General features: G+C 53.6%; 15 protein-coding genes and 1 pseudogene. 8 read left to right on the top strand and 8 right to left on the bottom strand.

Going from position 1 to position 16,199, the window contains the following annotated elements:
* Positions 1–118 precede the first annotated feature (118 nt).
* Positions 119–325, bottom strand: a pseudogene (locus FJ147_21345) (hypothetical protein).
* Between the two features lie 111 nt (positions 326–436).
* Here FJ147_21345 and FJ147_21350 point away from each other — a divergent pair.
* On the top strand, positions 437–1,387 hold the full coding sequence (locus FJ147_21350) for an ABC transporter ATP-binding protein (GenBank protein ID MBM4258429.1): 951 nt from the start codon (positions 437–439) through the stop codon (positions 1,385–1,387).
* Positions 1,388–1,463: 76 nt separating this feature from the next.
* Positions 1,464–3,650, top strand: a complete 2,187-nt coding sequence (locus tag FJ147_21355; GenBank protein MBM4258430.1) for a hypothetical protein — start codon at positions 1,464–1,466, stop codon at positions 3,648–3,650.
* 51 nt (positions 3,651–3,701) lie between these two features.
* Here the strand turns inward: FJ147_21355 and FJ147_21360 are convergent, their stop codons facing one another.
* From FJ147_21360 to FJ147_21375, 4 genes are read right to left on the bottom strand one after another with little or no spacing between them, the layout of a single operon-like run.
* Positions 3,702–4,397 (bottom strand): hypothetical protein, encoded by a 696-nt coding sequence (locus FJ147_21360; GenBank protein ID MBM4258431.1) that lies wholly within the window; start codon positions 4,395–4,397, stop codon positions 3,702–3,704.
* Positions 4,313–5,131, bottom strand: coding sequence for a hypothetical protein (locus FJ147_21365; protein MBM4258432.1), 819 nt, complete (start codon positions 5,129–5,131; stop codon positions 4,313–4,315). The genes FJ147_21360 and FJ147_21365 overlap by 85 nt, the downstream gene beginning before the upstream one ends.
* Complete coding sequence (locus FJ147_21370) at positions 5,097–5,717, bottom strand: Uma2 family endonuclease (protein ID MBM4258433.1); 621 nt, start codon at positions 5,715–5,717, stop codon at positions 5,097–5,099. The genes FJ147_21365 and FJ147_21370 overlap by 35 nt, the downstream gene beginning before the upstream one ends.
* Before the next feature lie 57 nt (positions 5,718–5,774).
* Positions 5,775–6,131, bottom strand: coding sequence for an aldehyde dehydrogenase family protein (locus FJ147_21375; protein MBM4258434.1), 357 nt, complete (start codon positions 6,129–6,131; stop codon positions 5,775–5,777).
* A gap of 290 nt (positions 6,132–6,421) precedes the next feature.
* Here FJ147_21375 and FJ147_21380 point away from each other — a divergent pair, with 290 nt between their 5' ends.
* The 3 genes from FJ147_21380 to FJ147_21390 all read left to right on the top strand — a co-directional run bounded on the left by FJ147_21380 (position 6,422) and on the right by FJ147_21390 (position 8,930).
* Positions 6,422–7,222 (top strand): TIGR03084 family protein, encoded by an 801-nt coding sequence (locus FJ147_21380; GenBank protein MBM4258435.1) that lies wholly within the window; start codon positions 6,422–6,424, stop codon positions 7,220–7,222.
* Positions 7,223–7,377: 155 nt separating this feature from the next.
* Positions 7,378–8,271 (top strand): TIGR03619 family F420-dependent LLM class oxidoreductase, encoded by an 894-nt coding sequence (locus FJ147_21385; protein MBM4258436.1) that lies wholly within the window; start codon positions 7,378–7,380, stop codon positions 8,269–8,271.
* A 176-nt stretch (positions 8,272–8,447) separates the two neighbouring features.
* A complete protein-coding gene (locus FJ147_21390) occupies positions 8,448–8,930 on the top strand; it encodes a hypothetical protein (GenBank protein MBM4258437.1) in 483 nt (160 codons plus the stop codon).
* 30 nt (positions 8,931–8,960) lie between these two features.
* Here the strand turns inward: FJ147_21390 and FJ147_21395 are convergent, their stop codons facing one another.
* The gene (locus tag FJ147_21395; protein ID MBM4258438.1) at positions 8,961–9,545 is read right to left on the bottom strand and encodes a Uma2 family endonuclease; all 585 of its coding nucleotides are present in this window, start codon (positions 9,543–9,545) and stop codon (positions 8,961–8,963) included.
* A gap of 130 nt (positions 9,546–9,675) precedes the next feature.
* Here FJ147_21395 and FJ147_21400 point away from each other — a divergent pair, with 130 nt between their 5' ends.
* Both FJ147_21400 and FJ147_21405 read left to right on the top strand, forming a co-directional pair.
* A complete protein-coding gene (locus FJ147_21400) occupies positions 9,676–10,878 on the top strand; it encodes an aminopeptidase P family protein (protein ID MBM4258439.1) in 1,203 nt (400 codons plus the stop codon).
* 153 nt (positions 10,879–11,031) lie between these two features.
* Positions 11,032–11,877, top strand: a complete 846-nt coding sequence (locus FJ147_21405; GenBank protein ID MBM4258440.1) for an LLM class F420-dependent oxidoreductase — start codon at positions 11,032–11,034, stop codon at positions 11,875–11,877.
* A 226-nt stretch (positions 11,878–12,103) separates the two neighbouring features.
* Here the strand turns inward: FJ147_21405 and FJ147_21410 are convergent, their stop codons facing one another.
* The gene (locus tag FJ147_21410) at positions 12,104–14,041 is read right to left on the bottom strand and encodes a S9 family peptidase (protein ID MBM4258441.1); all 1,938 of its coding nucleotides are present in this window, start codon (positions 14,039–14,041) and stop codon (positions 12,104–12,106) included.
* On the bottom strand, positions 14,028–14,363 hold the full coding sequence (locus FJ147_21415) for a transcriptional regulator (GenBank protein MBM4258442.1): 336 nt from the start codon (positions 14,361–14,363) through the stop codon (positions 14,028–14,030). The genes FJ147_21410 and FJ147_21415 overlap by 14 nt, the downstream gene beginning before the upstream one ends.
* A 171-nt stretch (positions 14,364–14,534) precedes the next feature.
* Here FJ147_21415 and FJ147_21420 point away from each other — a divergent pair, with 171 nt between their 5' ends.
* Positions 14,535–16,031: a 4-hydroxyphenylacetate 3-monooxygenase gene (locus FJ147_21420; protein ID MBM4258443.1), complete on the top strand. Its 1,497-nt coding sequence runs from the start codon at positions 14,535–14,537 to the stop codon at positions 16,029–16,031.
* The last annotated feature ends 168 nt before the right edge of the window (positions 16,032–16,199 follow it).

Here is a 16,199-nt window from a genome sequence, read left to right on the forward strand (position 1 = left end):
GACTTCGATACTTAGACCGAAGCCAGCACACAATGGTCTCGTCTCTCATCCCTGCTCTTGTGCAGAGGCTCTCCACTCCGGTCAATCACTATTGCGGTAAGTTGTTTCCTGCCACCGCCTTAAGTACCTTGAGCACGCCGATATGAGCGAATCCGCGCGCGCCTCCCCCACTCAGTACAAGCCCGACTTTAGGACGCGGAATGACACGGTCGCTATTGACAGGTGTCGCTTGCGCTGCAGCGCGCCCCGAGCTTACCAACAAGAGAAAAACAATGTTGATCCCCACAACTCCCAGCATCCAACGATAATGATGACGTACACACATGGCGCACACCATAAGGGAATTTTCTACGGTTGATCAATCGGGAATTGATTCCGCGCTTGCCCTCCGCTACCGTTATCCACTCTTTGTTTTGTTGGTCGTGCGAGTCGCACTATGATTACCGCACACGGTCTCACCAAACTCTACGGGACATTCCCTGCTATCAAGGAGGTGAGTTTCTCGATTAACCGCGGTGAGGTCGTTGGCCGTCTCGGGCCAAACGGTGCTGGAAAGTCGACAACCATGCGCATTCTCGCCTGTATTCTCGCACCAACGGCAGGCTCTGCAGCCGTTGCTGGCCACGACATCGTGCGTGACTCTTTCGCGGTCCGTCGCCAGTTAGGGTACATGCCAGAGGTCTTGTCGCTGTACCCAGAGATGACCGTCACTGCGTATCTGGACTTTGTTGGTAAGATGAAGGGACTAACAGGAGCCAAACGGCGACAGTGTATCCAGCAGGTCATTGATGAACTCGCGCTCGGGGACAAAGCGCGCAATTACATCGGCACGCTATCGAAAGGGTATCGTCAGCGCGTGGGACTCGCACAAGCGTTGGTAAACCATCCTGCCGTGTTGGTCCTCGATGAACCAACGATCGGACTCGATCCTGAACAAGCGGCAGATTTCCGCAACCTGATCCGCAGCATGCGAGGACAGCGCACGGTCATTCTTTCGACCCATATCCTGCCGGACGTCAACACAACGTGTGATCGCGTGATGATCATGAACCACGGGAGATTGCTCGCGCTCGACACGCCACGGAATCTCACCCTCCAGCGTCAAGATGTCAGTGAAATCGCGCTACAAGTCACTGGGCCACAGGATGCGGTCACCAAGGCGTTACGTAGCCTGCCGGGCGTCATTGCCGTACTCGCGGAAAGAACTGAAGTCAGTGGGGCCACGTTCTACACCGTCAAGGCGGATCGGCAGCGAGATATTCGCCCCACGCTCGTTGAGCTGATAACCAGGCAGGGCTGGCAATTGTTCGAGTTACGCTCCCGGGCAATGGACCTGGAAGAAATTTTTCACCAGGTTGTGGAGCAGAGGGAGGAAATAAAGAATTAAAAGTGCATAATGAAGAATGAAGAAGGGGCAAAGGTTTCTTCAATTTTTCATCGTCAAGTTGTAATTCTTCATTGCCATGCTGTTCCTCGCTGTGCTCACCAAAGAGTTGCACATCTCGTTCGGCTTCTTCCTCGCCTACGCCGTTCTCGCCGTAGCGCTCGCACTCTCTGGCTTCTTCTTTTACACCGATCTGAGTCTCTTTATGCTCTTCGGTGGAACAGACCTTGAAAAAGGGCTGTGGGAGTTCGTCTTCCATGATCTGCGCTTTGTGCTGATGTTGCTCGTGCCGGTACTCACTGCGCGTGCGTTCGCCGAAGAGCAGAAGCTTGGCACCCTCGATTTGCTGTGGACGTACCCGGTGTCAGAAAGTAGCGTCCTGCTCGGCAAATTTGTCGCCTCTGCCGTTCTCCTTGTCATCGTACTCGTGTTAACACTGCTCTATCCGCTGGCGTTGTCGTGGTATTATCCAGCCGTCAATTGGTTCCCGCTTCTGGCCTTCTATCTTGGGCTTTTTCTCCTCGGTCTTGCTTTTATCAGCGTAGGCCTCCTGCTCTCGGCAACCACCGATAGCCAAGCAATTGCGGCACTGGGCACACTAGGCGTGCTGGTCTTGTTCTGGTCCCTCACCTGGAATGAACACGCAGTCAATGAAGTACTCCTCAACAGCCTGCTGCACATCTCGCTCTTTGATCGGTTCAGTAATTTTTCCCGAGGAGCAATTGATTCACACGAAGTCACATTCTTTCTTGTGTTTGTGAGTTTCTTCCTCGTGCTCACCTGGCAAGCACTGCGTTCGCGGCGGTGGCGAGGAAAAGGCGAGTTCGCATCGCTGCGCACGTTTTTAACCACACCAAACCGTAACCAATGGCTTATGGTAGGCTTCGCCGACGTCGTCTTGCTGCTCGGGCTTATTGGGCTACAAGTATCTTTTATTCCCCACAACGTGCGTTGGGACCTGACCCCAACCAAAGCGATGTCGTTATCCCCACAAACGAAAGCGCTGCTTTCCAAGCTTGACCGTGAAGTGAGAGCCACCCTGTTCTTTGCGGGCTCACCGGATGTGTACCAGGCACTTGATGACGTGTTGAAGCGTTACGCGACCGCGAGCCCACATTTCCAATACCAGGTGCTGTTTCGTGAGCGTCATCTCGCCGTAGCACAAGCGTATGGGGTCACGCACAACAACATGATTACCATCGAATATGATGGGCAACGGAAGCTTGTCCCGCTCGTGACTGAACAACGCATCACTCAGGTGCTGTTTCAATTGATTCATCGGCAACGCAAAACCATTTACTTCAGCAGTGGACACGGGGAAAAAGATCCGCACGACAACAGCCCACGTCAGGGTTACAGCGAAGCGGCGGTCGCGCTCCGCAACGAGAACTTCGATGTACAGACACTTCAACTCGGACGTGAGTCGCGCATTCCTCAGGAGGCAACAGTGGTCATTGTCAGCGGTCCTCAGAGTGATTTGCTGACCGAAGAAATTGAATTACTCCACAGTTACATTCAACGTGGTGGGCACGTGTTGCTGATGATCGACCCTCTCCCCGTTCCTCATCTGACAGCGGCGCTCGCCCGATACGGCATCAAACTTACAGAGGATGTTGTCTATGACCCGGAGAACCGCTTGTTTGGTGGTGATGCCCGCAGCCCACTCGTGTCGTTGTATAACCTCAATGTTCCGATTGTGAACGAGCTGCGACAGAACACGATCTTCCCCTTGGTACGTTCAGTCGATGTAATCTCCCCACCAAGCCCTGCGATAACGGTCACTCCATTTTGCAGCACTGGACCTGGCTCATGGGCACGGTATCGTTCGGCTGACATCGCGCCACGCGGAGCAGTTGAGTTCGAGGGCACCAAGGCTCGTCCTGGGCCGATTGACATCGCCGTTGCTGTCTCGCTCCCGGTAAACGGCAGCACAACAACGACGAGCGCAACAACCTTGGGTCTGGCAATGGCGCCACAACACCAAGCTCGTATCGTGGTCTATGGTGATAGCGACTTTGCCAGCAACGCACGGCTCGCACTCCTCGGCAACAAGGATCTCTTTCTCAATACGGTTCACTGGCTCGCCGGTGAGGAACAGTTCATGACCGAACGCCCCTCGGACGACGAAGTCAGTGCTAAAGTTTCGCCGGTCACACTCACCGCACAAGCAGCGCGGCAGCTTTTCTGGCTGGTCGCGATTATCGAACCGGGAGTGATTCTCTTGATTGGCGTGATGGTGTCGGTGTATCGCAAGCGGAGGATGTAGAACAGCCAGCGTTTGTGAGTTCCTCAGAAAGCCACTCTCGCGATCCCGAGTTTACCGACATGTCGGCTTTCCTGCTTCTGTTGCTAACCAGGTCGTCAATTCCTTCTGCAATTCAGCCGCAAGCGTTTGGTGCTCAGCTATGATCGACCGGCGCTCGCCAGGGTCGGCTTCTACATTGAACAATTCAGCTGGATTCTGCCCAGTCACTACGAGTTTCATGTTTCCACGCATGGCGGCGAGTTGGAATGAGCATTCAGTGCGCCATTCCCAAAACAGGGTACGCGGCAACAGCGATCCGTGTCCGCGCCATACCGGGGTCAGATCGACACCGTCCAAATGCCAGGCTGGATCAGTCGCTATTTGCGCTGTCGCCAAGAGAGTGGGCATCAGGTCAATGGTGTTGATGACCTCGTTGGATCGTGTTGCAGGCTGAACTTTGGCAGGCCAGCGGACGACGGCTGGAACGCGAATGCCCCCTTCCCACAACGTGCGCTTCTGACCACGAAACGGACGGTTACTGTCGTGATACGCAGATGCCCCCTGATTCATTGGTTCAAAGGTCGCGCCTTGGTCGCTCAAGAAAACCACGATCGTCTGTTTAGTAAGCTGCAGGCGATCGAGCGCTTGCAAGACACGCCCGATTTCTGTGTCCATCCGCGTAATCATCGCAGCATAGGTCGCGTTGAACGGACGTTGAGGATCGATTTCGGCAAACTTTCCTTGGTACTTGGCGATATCCTGCGGCATGGCCTCAATACGAGCGTGCGGAGCCGTGTACGCAAGATAGAGAAAAAACGGCGAGTGCTGGTTCTTGCTAATGAACTCAAGGCTACGATCGGTAAACAGTGTGTTTGCGTACCCGGAGACCGGTTTGCGTTCTCGTCCGACCCACAGTTCTTTGGGGAAATGCTCCCATGCATGGACAGCGCTGGTAAAGCCAAAAAATTCCTCAACCCCAGGTCCATAGGATGGATGTAGGCATAGTTGGGCACTCCCTCACAGCCATGATGCCATTTGCCAAACAGCGCAGTCTTGTAGCCGCGACTGTTGAGGGCGCTGGCAATCGTTACTTTATTGCGCGGCAGGTCATCGTTGTTACCAGAGACACCATTATGAATCCCATACTGACCAGTCACGAACGCTGCACGACTTGGTGCACACACAGTCGCGGCAGCATACCAGCGAGTGAACACCATCCCTTGCTGAGCCAGGCGATCGAGGTGGGGCGTCTGCCACTCTTTACGTCCGTTAAACCCGACGTCTCCCCAACCAAGATCGTCAGCATAGAGGACCACCATGTTCGGCAGTCGTTCTGCCAATGCAAGCGGCGGTAGAAAATACAGAAGGCATACGAGCCACGCGATACAGGATCGCTGTACCCTTCGTGTATGGTGTGTACTCAATAACTCCTCGACTCCAGGTGAGATTCTGTGTCTCAAAGGCATGTCACTCCAAGTTTTGCTCACACTCGACTTTTTCATAGACCTCGGCAAGTGCTAGGGTACAATCGATTGATGGCAACGACATTGTTGCGGTCACGGCGCTTGCTTCCGTCAGCAGCCATTGACTGTCCGGCTGTCGGACATAGTGCTCTATGTGCGGCGTGGTCTGCGACACCAGCAGATACTCTTGCGGCGAAGCAAGCTGCCGATAGCGGAGGTCCTTGTCACCGCGCGCATAGGCTTCAGTTGACGGAGACAGGACTTCACCAATAACCGTTGGATTGACTAACCTATCCTTGTATTCCTCCTGGAATCGTGGTTCACCGCACACTGCTACCACACCTGGATATGCGTAATGTCTTCCAGGCTGGACGTTGACTCGCATATCACTTGGATAAACCCGACAGGAACGGTTGCGGAATTGCGTATGTAGTGAGGACACAATATTTGGGGCAATAACGTTATGCGGCTCACTCGCGCCTGACATCGCAAAGATTTCGCCGTCATAATGTTCACTTTTATATTCAGATCTCCGCTCCAAGAGGAGGTACTCTTCCGGGGTGAAATAGCGTCGGGGTGTAATGACATACGGTTCTCCGTTGGGCAGCAATTCTTGGCCCTGCATTATCCTTCGGCGCTCACAAAATTCGCTCGCCCATCGATTGGTTCTCGTTGTAACGCACTATAACAATTCCTGCAGCTCCGGTAGCGGAATATCATGCCCGCCACTTTCTTTGACCGGTTTACCAACATCAAGGCTTTCGATACACTCTAGCTCAGGCGCATGCCTCACCAGCAGTTTGGCAAAGCAACGGACCATTTTGGCTCGGTCCGCAGTCTTCATTTTCGGCCACGGCCCCTCATCAAAGGCCTTTCGGGCGGCAGCCACAGCCCGGTTCACATCTTCAACTCCAGCCTCTGCGAGTTGCGTCAATACCTCATTATTAGCCGGATTGAGTACAGGAAATGTCTTGCCACTGACTGCCGAAACATACTCTCCGTTGATAAATAATTGTGAGCGCAAGGTGGAGCGCATCATGCTGTTACTCTATCGCCGCCTCTATACGCCGTCCAGCACGGCGCAGGCTAAATCAAACTCCGCGAGATTAGTACACTTTTGGTTATCACCAGAGAGACCGTAGCGTGCGCCATGCGCACGGGAGTGACACCAGGCGAGCGCCGCGTGCGCACAGCGCACGCGGCCCCAAATGTACGAATCTTCACAGGTCCGATTTAGTTCACGCTCTTCTTCAAATTTTCTGACCAGGCGGCTTGCCAGGTCGCGGGCGGTTCGCTATCTCCACAATGGCAACAGTAACGGAGGGAACCATGCTCCAGCAGGCAATAGATTTTCGTGAAGAGTGTGACAGCTTGTTCTCGCTCCTCAAATCCTTAGACGAACAAGACTGGCAACGCAAAACCCAATTTAAAGAATGGACAATCAGCGACATCATCGGCCACTTACATTTTGGCGATTACGCTGCCGATGTGTCGTTGCGTGATAGCGGAGCCTTCAAAGATTTCGCGCGACAGACAGCCGAAGCAAGCAAAGGCGGGCGTACGCACGTCGACGTCATGCGCGAATGGATCGCGAATTGCCAAGGCAATGACCTGCTCAACTGCTGGCGTAGTTTCGCCCTGGAGATGGCAGGGCACTTTGCCGGTGCTGATCCTAAGCTGCGTGTGTTATGGTTCGGGCCAGACATGAGTGTCCGCTCTAGTATCACTGCACGTTTGATGGAAACCTGGGCACACGCACAAGCCATCTACGACCTGCTTGGCAAAGAACGTCAGAATGCAGATCGCATCAAGAATATTGTTGTCATTGGCATGAACACGTTTGGCTGGACATTTACCAACCGCAAACTCCCTGTACCTACTGATCAGCCTTATGTTCGCCTCACCGCCCCATCGGGTGAGATCTGGGAATGGAATCAGCCAAACCAGGTAAACAGCATTGAAGGAAAAGCTGAAGAATTTTGCCAAGTCGTCACCCAAGTACGAAACATTGTTGATACGAAACTACGAGTGACTGGAGCAACCGCGACCTCATGGATGTCGATGGCACAGTGTTTCGCCGGTCCACCAGAGACACCACCCGGACCGGGGACGCGGTTTAGGCAAAGGTAATGTAGAACGTGGTGCGTGGTGCGCGAAGCGTCATCCGTCACCGCCTTCATGAGGATAAAGCGTAAACCGTAATCCGTAACCACCCCACCTCCCCTTTTACGTTTTACATATTTACGCTTTACGTATTACGAATTACGCACGAGGAAGGAGCCCCCATGAAATACGGCGTTCATCTCGGTGGCGGCGCGGCGCTACGCCATAAGGGTGCAGCAGCGCAGATCGGACACTTGGCCGAAGAGCTTGGCTATGACGGTATTCTTACCGGCGACCACATCACTATTCCTAAAAGTATTTCTTCAACCTATCCGTATACGAAACTCGCGGAGCAACAGGGCTACAATCCGTACGCCGTCTTTACCACCATCGATTGGCTCGATGCCTTTACGGTGTTGGGGCTCCTCGTCCCAGTGACTGAAAAAGTCCGGCTTGGCCCGAGTGTAATTATTGTCCCCTATCGTCATCCGCTAGAGATGGCCCGTGTGGTTGCCTCACTCGATGTTGCCTCGGGAGGTCGCATTGTTTTTGGAGTTGGTGTCGGCTGGATGGAGGAAGAGTTCCAGTTATTGGGAGTACCATACAAAGAGCGGGCAAGTCGCACGCGAGAGTACATGCAAGTGATGAAAGAAGTGTGGACCAAAGAGAACCCGCGCTTCAATGGCAAGTACATCCAGATTGATCGAGATCTGCATTTCGCGCCTAAACCGCAGCAGAAGCCACATCCACCGATCTGGGTCGGTGGAGAATCACAGGCAGCGCTCAAACGTGTGGTCGAGTTTGGTGACGGTTGGCATATCGGACCTGTGCCCCTGGAAGAAGTGAAGCCCAAGTTCGCGCAACTGCGAGAGCTGATGGCAGCGGCAGGACGGGATATGTCACAGCTAGAGATTACCTCAATGGTTGATACTCGTGTGATCTCAGAGGCAGATATTCGCACCTACCGCGACCTGGGCGTTACCGGCCTGTATGTCGTCGCTCCTGGACCAGACTCGGCAAGTGTGACGAAAATCATGCGTGAGTTTGCCGAGAAGGTGAAGAATGCGGTGAGGTAGCACTCAAACCAAAAAGTTAAAAAGGCAGAGATTGCTTCGTCGTTTCACTCCTCGCAATGACAGAACAGGGCGTCATTGCGAGCGCAGAATGTAGGCCAGAATAAGCGAAGCGTTTCCGGCAGGCTCAAGCCGGAAACGGCCTGCAGCGGTATCCCGGCCTACACAATGGAATTCTCGTGACTGACCTTCTGTTACGCCGTAAATGGACGCTCAAAGCTGGGAACAAACAGGTCGTGTTCGTCAAAAGACCTATCGAACACTCCTCTCATGTCCTGATGAAAGCGTTCTTGTGGGCGTTGTATCTCCCTGAGTATCCAGACCTATCAGTGGAAGTAAGTATTGGTGACCGCTACAAACCAGATGTGATCGCACGTAACGACAGTGGACAGCCGATCTTTTGGGGAGAAGCGGGTAAGGTCGGCGTCGATAAAATCCGCTCACTCGTGCGTCGCTATCGTGACACACACTTTGCTATCGCCAAGTGGCAAAGTAGTCTTTGCCAAATCATGCCGATTGTTCGCGATGCAGTCGCGGACTTACACCGTACCGCGCCATTCGATGTTTTGCGCTTCTCAGAAGAAAGTGCCAAACGTTTTATTGACCAGGACCGTTACCTACACTTCACGCACAACGATGTAGAGTGGACACGGATTTGGTAACGATCCAAGCGTATGCTGTGCGCCTGTTCGCTACCACAATTTACGTACTGGCAAAACAAATCCCGGTAAGACCGGATCTCCGCCGACAGTCTCGGGATCATCCAATACTTCTACAGGTCGTCCTGGACGATAGATGTCCACACGTCTCTCAAAGGGATCGAGAAGCAAACCAAGGAGTGCTCCATTATCGCGGTACTCCTGCATTTTTTCTTGAACGTCAATTAAGCGGTCGGTGGGGGAACGCAGTTCGATGACAAAATCTGGACACAGGGGTAGTGGCCCCTCGCGTTGATCTTTTGGAATAGTATTCTCGCGCTCTTGTCGCACCCATGCGGCATCTGGGGAACGTTTTGCTCCATTTGGGAGAACGAACAACGTCGACGAATCAGTCGCTGTTCCTGTTCCATCAGCCTCAGCCCATTCATCCAAGTAGCGGCCAAGTCGCATATTCCGTCGCCCAGTCTCATACCCTGTCGGAGGCATAATCACCAATTCCTTTTGTGCTGTCAGTTCCAAGCGCAGCTCTGGGTTTTCCCGGCAAAGCCGGTCGAACTGTTCGTCCGTGACAATGACTCCGCGAACATTGAGTTTGAACGGCTCGCGTGGCTCTGGCATTGCTGAGGTCTGAGACATAGATGCTCCTTACGTGTCAGCTAGCCTAGATCGCTATTCCCGCTCTTGCAACCTGTTCCTCGTACCCCTTATAGAACACCAGAGATCGCGTAACCCGCAAAGGAGGTGCCCCATGAAGGAACCACTGTTCGCAGAATTTCCACTCGATGAGTATACACAACGAGTGAGCCGTGCCCGTGCACTCATGGAAGAACACGACATAGACGCGCTGCTGCTCACCCAACAGGAGAACGTGCGTTACCTTGCCGGGTATCTTTCACTGTTGTGGATTTCTAAATTTCGCCCACTCATGGCCCTGCTTCCACGTGATCCGTCGATCGCACCAACACTGATCCTGCCTGGGCAAGAATACGGCAACGCGAAGACATCATGGATTGAAGAAATTGCTTTCTACCGCGATCAGGAAGATCCTATTGGTACCGTCGTCAACACGCTGCATAAGAAAGGGTTCAGAGGAAAAAAGGTGGGAGTCGAACTCGGCTATGGCACGCGGCTGGGCATGGCACAGGTCCAGTGGGAAGATTTGCGGCGTGATTTCATTGGCATGTTTGTCGATAGCGCCCTACTCTTGCGGAAACTACGTGGCATCAAATCGGCTCGTGAGATCGATATGCTGCGCCGCTCGTGTGAGATTTCCTGTCATGGTGTCGAAGCAGGCTGGCGTGCGTTACACGAAGGCATGAGCGAAAAAGAGCTGGCCGCGGTTATGGTCTCGCGCATGGTGCAAGAGGGGGCTGAACCGATGAAGACGCTCCTCTGTGTTAACGCTGGTTCACAACGCTATCAGATTGTGAATAGTCCACCGAGTGAGTATCGCTTGAAACGTGGCGACCTGGTGATGATCGATGGCGGTGCAACGTACAATGGCTACTGTACCGATTTCATCCGTCAGGCGTGTCTTGGCAAGCCAACTCAGCAGCAGCGGGACTGGTTTGACCTGGCTCGCAAAGCCAATGACACCGCGATCGCTAAGATTCGCCCAGGCGTGCAATGTGCAGAGGTCTATGACGCTGCACGCAAAATCTTCATCGATGCTGGCCTCGGCGATTATGGGGTGATCAACATCATTGGTCATAGCTGTGGCATGGAAGTCCACGAATTGCCGTACGTGGGCGAACGCGGACAGGTAGAGACCAGCGATACTGTCATGGAACAAGGCATGGTCTTCTGCATCGAGCCGATTATCGCTGGCATGGATTCGCCTCGCTGGGAAGCGGGAATCTTCATTCAAGAGGACATGGTAACGGTCACCGCGACAGGTGGTGATGTATTGACCAATCGCTTGAGCAAGGATTTGTGGATTGCCGAAGTATAGTAGCTGTCAGCCATCAGCCGTCAGCTATCAGCTTTACGAGGAAGAACTCAGCAGTCACGCGAAGCTGAATGCTGAACGCTTATACCGATGCCGCTATACGCCCCCTCAAAAAAGTGACAGAGTAACCTCGCATTTCTGGAGAAGGAGGACAGTATGAAAGTTGGCGTCTCGATGTTTGCAACGGATTACGCAATCCGTCCAGATGATCTCGCTCGCGAAGCTGAGGCTCGTGGCTTTGAGTCAGTGTGGTTCCCTGAACATACGCATATCCCGGCGAGTCGTAAGAGCCCGTGGCCAGGCGGTGGCGATCTGCCCAAGGATTATTGGCATACCCATGATCTCTTCGTTGCCATGATGGCTGCGGCAGCAGTCACCAAGACCATTAAGGTTGGTAGTGGTATCTGTTTGGTGATCGAACGCGATCCAATCCTCATGGCCAAGGAAGTTGCCTCAGTCGATGCACTGTCGAATGGTCGCTTGATCTTTGGCATCGGTGGCGGCTGGAACCGCGAGGAAATGGAAAACCACGGCACCAATTTCGAGAAACGCTGGAAAGTGTTGCGTGAGCGTATTGAGGCCATGAAGGAAATCTGGTCGAAAGAAAATGCCGAATATCACGGAGAGTTTGTCAACTTCGATCCCATCTGGTCGTATCCGAAGCCAGTGCAGAAACCTCACCCGCCGATCCTGCTCGGAACACTCTCACAGAAGGGACTCGATCGCGTCGTGCGTTATTGTGACGGCTGGATTCCGGTTGGCATTCGTCCGCGAGATTTACCCGCGGCGATTAAAGACTTGAACGAGCGTGCAGCGCGGATCGGTCGCAAAGCCAGTGAGGTTCCGGTGTCAATCTTTGGCGCGCCGGGCAAAGAAGATACGCTCAAACAGTTCCAAGATGCAGGTGCTGATCGTGTGGTTATTGGACTGCCCTCTGACCATAAGGCAAAAGTCCTCTCACTGTTGGACCAGTGTGCACCGCTTGTGCAGAAGTGTGCGTAGAAGACGTGAAACGTGTTGCGTGTTACGTAGAAGAAGAGGCAGGGGATCGTGTATTCTCATAAGGGTAGGTTTTTATCCAAGCCACAATTGGCGCGGATTTCCCGTCGTGAGGATCCGCGTGTTCGTCATGCCCGCATTTGCGGGCATGACGTCTCGTCTTTTCTCAGCGTAAAAGCCTACCCCTAAAAGGATCGTGTATTACGGGTCACGTTTCACGCAACACGCATTATCTCTCCAAATTCTCAATCACCACCGGCTCGACTGACTCAGCCAACGCAAAGCCAAATACTCGCGAGTAAAAATATAACTCACCATCAAGGGCACGTTTGATATTTTCCGCCTTGCGAAAGCCGTGCTGTTCGCCAGCAAACGGCACGTAAGCCACTGCTAGTCCTTTCGCTTTCAGTGCCGCAACCATCATTTCGGCCTGATTGGGTGGAACAATCTTGTCCTCCAGTCCTTGGAAGAAAATCACCGGACAGGATAAGCGATCAGTAAAGTGAATCGGTGAGCGCGCTCGGTAGAGTTCTTTTTGAGCAGGATAAGGACCCACGAGGCTCTCTTCATACCGCGACTCGAACTTGTGGGTATCGTGCGCTAATGCTTCGAGGTCGCCAATACCGTAGTGGCTCGCACCGGCCTTGAAAACATCACGAAAAGTGAGTGCACAGAGTGTTGTATATCCTCCCGCACTGCCACCAGTAATGGCGAGCCGTTTTCCATCCACTAACCCACGTTCGACGAGATACCGTGCCCCATTCACACAATCATCAACATCAACCACACCCCACTGCCCTTTGAGGCGGTCGCGATAGGCGCGCCCATAACCGCTGCTGCCACCATAATTCACATCCAGCACGGCAATGCCGCGGCTGGTCCAGTACTGAATGCTCGCGTTGAAGGTAGTTGTCGCCGCTGCGGTTGGTCCGCCGTGACTCTTTACCAGTAGTGGCGGACGTTCATCAGCAGACGCGGTAAACTCCTGACTCTTTGGTGGATAAAACAGTCCGTAAGCGCTGAGGCCGTTCTCCGTGGAGAACTCAATCGCTTGGGGAACAGACAAATACCCCGCATCGACGGAAAGTGAACTTGAACGACGCAGTGTAGTCAGTTGTCTATTGGCCAGATCAAGGCGGACGACCGAAGCGGGTTCGGTTGCCGAGCCACCAACAAAGACCACATGCTGCGCTGTCGCACGTACGTCACTAATCTCAGTGTAGGGGGTAGAAATGTCCGTCAACTGTCGCGACTCGGTATCGAGTTGCGCTAAACGCCAGGTGCCATTTTTTCCGTATGCGCAAACAATCTGTGAAGGGTTGGCGAAAGCGTACGTAGACATACCAAAGACCCACTGTGGCCGCCCAAACTCTGCGTCACGGGGACACAGCGGTTCTACCTGTCCGTCTTTCCAGCGATAGAGATTCCACCAGCCAGTCTGGTCGGACACAAAGTGCAATACGCCATCTGGCGACCACTGTGGCTGAAAGACCGACTCATTCGGACCATCCGCCACATGCTTCACTTGTCCAAGCGAGCCGTCAGGTTTTACCTCTGCGACGAGCAACTCGGTGCGATCCCACGGCATATTGGGATGACTCCAGGTCAACCATGCCAGGTGTTTTCCATCGGGGCTCAAGCGCGGCGAGGAGAATAAATCACTCCCAGACACTAACACTTCCCCTTCCCCGCCATGTTCCAGGTCAATGCCCACAATGGTGTTGATGGCCTCACGGTTGGTGTGGCTATGATCTTCGCGAACACAGATCAGACGTTGATGTTGCCGATCAACCGTAGCGTCGGCGTAGCGCAGTGGCGCTGCGGGAGTTAACGGTTGCGGAGTCGCGTCCGCGCTTTGGCGATAGAGGCGTTGATCGGCAAAATGCGAGAAGTATACGGTCCCTTCACTGACCGTGAATGATCCCCCACCATACTCATGCACGCGCGTGCGGGCATTGAACGGTGTCGGGGTTATATCGCTCGTACGTCCATCAGCAGTACGGCGAACCACGACACTGCGTCCGCCTTCGCTGGGGCGTAGTTCAAGCCAGTACACGTCCTCGCCATCAAGGACGACCTGTCCTAAGCCGACAGTCGCAGAAACGATTGCCTCTGACGTGATGGGCGACTTCCAGGAACCATAGGGAGCATTCTTAGGCGTTGTCATCGTCTTGTTCCACTTTCTTGCTCACGATCTCAATACCAAAGCGCGGCATACTGGTATTCTCACTGTTACACTTTGGGCAGTGACTCGGTCGAGTCACACGCGAGCGCTCTTTGAAAACAAACTCACAGTCAAGGCAGGCCGAAGGTTCGATAATGAACCGGCGTGAACGATCCCGCTCGACTGACTTGACGATATGGATAAGGTGGTCCTCGACTTGCCGTTCAGAGATCTTGATGACGGCAGCAAGCTGACGTGCAGTCATGGCTCTACCGACTAACAAGTCGAGAATGCGCTGCCGTGGCGTACGATCATGAGTTTGCATAGGTGTTCACATTATGGGATTTGCACGACCGACGCAAAGCTTTTCAGAGGGGCCTATGGCAATAGGCCCCTACAAAAACGAAACTGCGCTCTTTCCTGCTCAGCCTTGACTCTGCATTGACATCTCTTTAGCTTCACGCTCGCTACACTCACCAGTCAGGGAGGTACGAGAATGGGCATTCGCACCGGAGCACAGTTCATTGCTGGACTCCGCGATAATCGTGAAGTTTGGTTAGGAAACGAACAAGTGACAGATGTCACCACGCATCCTGCCTTTCGTGGACCGATCGAAAGCCTGGCGCGGCTATACGACATGCAACATGACCCAACACTGCAGCCGCTTCTCACCTACCTGTCTCCGACAACAGGAAATCCCGTCGGCATGTCGTTCCTGATTCCACGGACCCGCGAAGATCTGGTTCGTCGTCGGCAGATGGTAAAAATCTGGGCTGACGCGACTTGTGGCATGATGGGCCGTAGTGGGGACTTCCTGAACTCCATGATTACCGCCTGGGCGGCGAAGAAAGAGTACTTTGCGCAAAAGAGCCCGGAGAACGCCGAGCGGGTCTGGCGCTATTATGAACATTGTCGAGAGAACGATGTGTTGCTCACCCACGCGTTGATCGACCCTCAAGTCGATCGCACAAAAAATCGCGCCCAACAAGATGATCCATATTTGTGTCTCGGCATCGTCAAAGAGACCGCGGCTGGCTTAATCGTGCGCGGCGGCAAGATGCTGGCGACGTCAGCCGCCTTCGCCGATGATATTTATGTCTGGCCATTTCCTCCGACCCTCACTGAAGCTGAAGTTCCGTATGCTGTCACATTTAGTATCCCTATCGCTACACCGGGGGTGAAGGTAATCTGCCGTGAACCTTTCACTCGTCCCGAGCAATATGCGGATCATCCACTCAGTGCTCGTTTTGATGAAAATGATGCGGTCATCATTTTTGATGATGTCCTGGTTCCGTGGGAGCGCGTCTTTCTTCATGGCGATATCCGACTTGTCGCCGGAGCCTACGCCCAGACCAAAGTTCGCGAGTTTACTACTCCCCAAACCAATACCCGTTTGCTCTCAAAGATTGAATTCGTGTACGGGGTGATGTGTTTAATGGCTGAATCGATCGGCGTGCAGAATGCACCCGCTGTGCAGGAGACACTCGGAGAAGCGGCAACCTACGTTGAGATTGTCAAATCCTCTCTGCTCGCCTCAGAAGCTGAAGCAGTAATCGACCCGTCGAATGGTGTCATCTATCCAGCACTGCAACCGCTACAAGTTGGGCGTGTGTGGGGACCACGGATTTATCCGCGCATGATGGAGATGGTGCGCCGACTAGGAGGCAGTGGATTCATGCAACCGCCAGCCAGTCTCAACGCTTTCGACAGCCCAATCGGCGATACGCTGCGCAAATACTATCGCGGCGCCAAAACCTCAGCCGAAGAGAAACAGAGCTTGTTCAAACTCGCATGGGATCTGCTCGGCTCTGATTTCGGCTCGCGTCACACGTTGTATGAACTCTTTTATGCAGGTGATCCCAGTTTTGTCACGGCAGGGTTTCACCGCGAGTTTGAGAAGAACGGGTATATTGAGCGAGTGAGGAGTTTTTTGGCTACAACGAAGAGCTTAGGTGATTTTGAGAAAAGAAGATACCCAAAGCCGAGCGAGTGAGGTACGATAGCGGAGAGACAGATAACGTAGGGAGAGGTGGGGGGGCTAGGGTGTTCAGGAAAGATTTCACCAGTCCAAGTGCTCAACAAATTAGTGGGCAACAGATTGCCGATTTGCGCTTAGCCGCAGCGCAGATGCGCGGTGCCAAGCGCCGTGCCTTTCAGGCCG

Source organism: Deltaproteobacteria bacterium, from assembly GCA_016874775.1.
Lineage (GTDB): Bacteria > Desulfobacterota > Binatia > Bin18 > Bin18 > VGTJ01.

Bases quoted from the DNA above. Each gene is read 5' to 3' on its own strand.
- FJ147_21400 (MBM4258439.1), top strand. From the start codon at position 9,676: ATGAAGGAACCACTGTTCGCAGAATTTCCACTCGATGAGTATACACAA.
- FJ147_21395 (MBM4258438.1), bottom strand. From the start codon at position 9,545: ATGCCAGAGCCACGCGAGCCGTTCAAACTCAATGTTCGCGGAGTCATT.
- FJ147_21375 (MBM4258434.1), bottom strand. From the start codon at position 6,131: ATGATGCGCTCCACCTTGCGCTCACAATTATTTATCAACGGAGAGTAT.
- FJ147_21365 (MBM4258432.1), bottom strand. From the start codon at position 5,131: ATGAAAAAGTCGAGTGTGAGCAAAACTTGGAGTGACATGCCTTTGAGA.
- FJ147_21415 (MBM4258442.1), bottom strand. From the start codon at position 14,363: ATGCAAACTCATGATCGTACGCCACGGCAGCGCATTCTCGACTTGTTA.
- FJ147_21410 (MBM4258441.1), bottom strand. From the start codon at position 14,041: ATGACAACGCCTAAGAATGCTCCCTATGGTTCCTGGAAGTCGCCCATC.
- FJ147_21350 (MBM4258429.1), top strand. From the start codon at position 437: ATGATTACCGCACACGGTCTCACCAAACTCTACGGGACATTCCCTGCT.
- FJ147_21380 (MBM4258435.1), top strand. From the start codon at position 6,422: ATGCTCCAGCAGGCAATAGATTTTCGTGAAGAGTGTGACAGCTTGTTC.
- FJ147_21370 (MBM4258433.1), bottom strand. From the start codon at position 5,717: ATGCAGGGCCAAGAATTGCTGCCCAACGGAGAACCGTATGTCATTACA.
- FJ147_21385 (MBM4258436.1), top strand. From the start codon at position 7,378: ATGAAATACGGCGTTCATCTCGGTGGCGGCGCGGCGCTACGCCATAAG.
- FJ147_21360 (MBM4258431.1), bottom strand. From the start codon at position 4,397: ATGCCGCAGGATATCGCCAAGTACCAAGGAAAGTTTGCCGAAATCGAT.
- FJ147_21420 (MBM4258443.1), top strand. From the start codon at position 14,535: ATGGGCATTCGCACCGGAGCACAGTTCATTGCTGGACTCCGCGATAAT.
- FJ147_21405 (MBM4258440.1), top strand. From the start codon at position 11,032: ATGAAAGTTGGCGTCTCGATGTTTGCAACGGATTACGCAATCCGTCCA.
- FJ147_21355 (MBM4258430.1), top strand. From the start codon at position 1,464: ATGCTGTTCCTCGCTGTGCTCACCAAAGAGTTGCACATCTCGTTCGGC.